Annotated in this window: 1 protein-coding gene; it reads right to left on the reverse strand. The window is 64.4% G+C overall.

The genetic code is table 11. The annotated features are described in order from the left end of the window. Window positions 1-263: 263 nt before the first annotated feature. Window positions 264-524, reverse strand: a complete 261-nt coding sequence (locus MLGJGCBP_RS52885; RefSeq protein ID WP_236581273.1) for a DUF6308 family protein — start codon at window positions 522-524, stop codon at window positions 264-266. Window positions 525-1,000: the final 476 nt, after the last annotated feature.

Here is a 1,000-nt window from a genome sequence, read left to right on the forward strand (position 1 = left end):
CAGATCAGATCCGCAGTGGGGCGGATGGGGCATTGTCCTCGATCGACGCCATCCCGGTCTGAGCCGCTGCCTTCGAGTGGAACCGGAAGTTGCCGGCCGCGTCCTTGAAAGCTCGAAGTTCGCAGTCATCGCCCCTCCTCCGCCAGCGGCCCACGACGTGTCGCGAACCGCCGACGATCACGGAGTCCGACCACACACCCACCGGCAGCCCGCGCCCTTTCCAGCGGCACCGTCCGAACCGAAGTCCGGGACGAATCATCTTCCTAGGTCAGCGCGTTCTTCGGGGCGGCGGCACTTGGGTCTATCCGCGCGATCACGTCAAAGACGCGCAACGCCGAGATCTCCTCAGGCAGGCCCGCCTCCTCCTGGATCGACAGCAACCGGCGATGCAAATCGCGGCCAGGCCGGGGCCGAGACCGAGCGACACCGCGTCGGCCCAGAGCCTGCCGGCGGACCGCACTTGCCTGCCGCGGCGCCCACCGCTGAAACGTCTCCACCTGTTCCGTGGTGTACAGCGTCGACACCGGTGGGCACGCCGTCGTGGGCGCCAGAACTGACGGCCGGTACCGACCTCGGCGACTGCGCCTGGCTCACCGAGGGCGAATGCGGCTCTGAGTCCAGGCCACGATCCCCTCAGGTTGCGATTGCCCGCCGCATTTATTCTGTAGTCAATTTATTATGTTGGTAGAAAGGTGATGCGGACCAAGCAGTAGGAGGAAGCCGGCGATGGTACAGGCGGCCACGACCCCATGACGAGTGCTCAGCCGGTATTCGAGCCAGGTAACCGGTCGGCACGACCCCGAACCCGAGGATCCAGGTGCTCCGCGCGCTCACCCGCCAACTGCTGCCCCGCAAGAATCCCTGCACAAGGGGTTCCTACGACTCATTAGGCGCTCCTCGAATGCGGTGAATATCGGCTCTCGGCAAGCCTTATTCTTGCATCGGAGCACCCTTCTTGATGACCGACGTAGGACCGGGATTACCGTGATTAGCTCCGTAA

Origin of the sequence: Rhodococcus sp. T7, from assembly GCF_009872365.1 — a bacterium.
In the GTDB taxonomy this organism is placed as follows: domain Bacteria; phylum Actinomycetota; class Actinomycetes; order Mycobacteriales; family Mycobacteriaceae; genus Rhodococcus_F.